This window comes from Spirulina sp. 06S082 (assembly GCF_034932145.1).
Classification (GTDB): Bacteria; Cyanobacteriota; Cyanobacteriia; order Cyanobacteriales; family Spirulinaceae; genus CCY15215.
In genome coordinates this window covers 1-1,117 of the sequence record NZ_JAYGHV010000378.1, presented here as the reverse complement: position 1 = coordinate 1,117, position 1,117 = coordinate 1, and the positions used below count along the sequence as shown (strand labels likewise).

The window sequence follows — 1,117 nt, the reverse complement described above, 5'->3', positions numbered from 1 at the left end:
GGAAAGAGAAAAATGGCTGAATTTAGTAAAACTTGGTGGGGAAACCAATTTATTGCCGCGATCGCCTCTTTTACCGATGAAGCGCGTTTAGGACGAGGACGATCTTATGCGAGGGGTGGAAAAATCCTCAAGTTCTCTGTAAACAAAGGTATAATTCGAGCAACAATTCGAGGATCGGTCAATCCTTATTTTGGCGTTTATAAAGAGCCTCGCTATAATACCGAAATTGAATTGAAGGCGATCGCCAAAAAAGATTGGTCGAAAATCATTCAAAAACTGTCCACGAATGCGAGTTTTGTCTCTAAGCTACTCCTGAATGAGGTTCCAGAAAATATTGAGGAGAGTTTTCGAGAAGTCAATCAACACTTTTTACCTCGCGATAGTCGAGATCTGGAGACGGAATGCGACTGTCCCGACTGGTCAAATCCCTGCAAGCATATTGCGGGTTTATGTTATCGTTTTGCAGCAGAACTTGATGACGATCCTTTTTTATTGTTTGAATTACGAGGACTGACACGAGAGGAACTCAAAGAAGAATTGGTAAAAACACCTTTAGGGAAGGCTTTAGCTGCGGGTTTGGGAAGCGAAAAACTCGAACCCGTCCCGGTTTCTGCCTATTATACACAGCCGAAAACTGGCAATGTGGAGGCGATCGCGTTGAAGGAGTTTTGGTTAGGACAAAAACATTTTCCAGAAGTTTCTCCTCAAGTTCAAGAAAGCATAATTCCGGCAATTTTAATCAAGAAACAAGGGGATTTTCCCCCATTTTGGCATGAGGATCGGTCGTTTATTGCGGTGATGGAGGAACTTTACGAACGAGTGAAAACAAAAAATAAAGATTTACTTTAGATTTTCTGGCAACATGGGAATTGAGGGAATTTTTGTTATTTGAACATTAAATAATTAAAAATTGTTTCAACCGATACTTTGAAATCGGGCAAAATTTCTAGACTGGGGAGAAGCTCATCTGCTAGTAAAAATCACCAAATAGTATAAACAGTTGAGTTTTGAATTTTTGCGTCACGAGTGATGAGCGGTAAGCCCAAATAATGAGCAGTAGCAGCAATAATGCGATCGGGCATTTCAGGGATAACATCTCGTGGAATTTGAGCTACAG

At 40.8% G+C, this 1,117-nt stretch carries 1 protein-coding gene and 1 pseudogene; one reads left to right on the top strand and one right to left on the bottom strand.

The window, feature by feature from the left end; translation table 11 throughout:
* Window positions 1-849 (top strand): SWIM zinc finger family protein (locus tag VB714_RS21405; protein WP_323226720.1); only part of this gene is annotated, 849 nt, incomplete at its 5' end.
* A 131-nt stretch (window positions 850-980) separates the two neighbouring features.
* On the opposite strand, the pseudogene VB714_RS27560 reads toward VB714_RS21405, so the two are convergent.
* Window positions 981-1,117 (bottom strand): annotated as a pseudogene (locus tag VB714_RS27560) (VapC toxin family PIN domain ribonuclease); the annotation flags it as partial.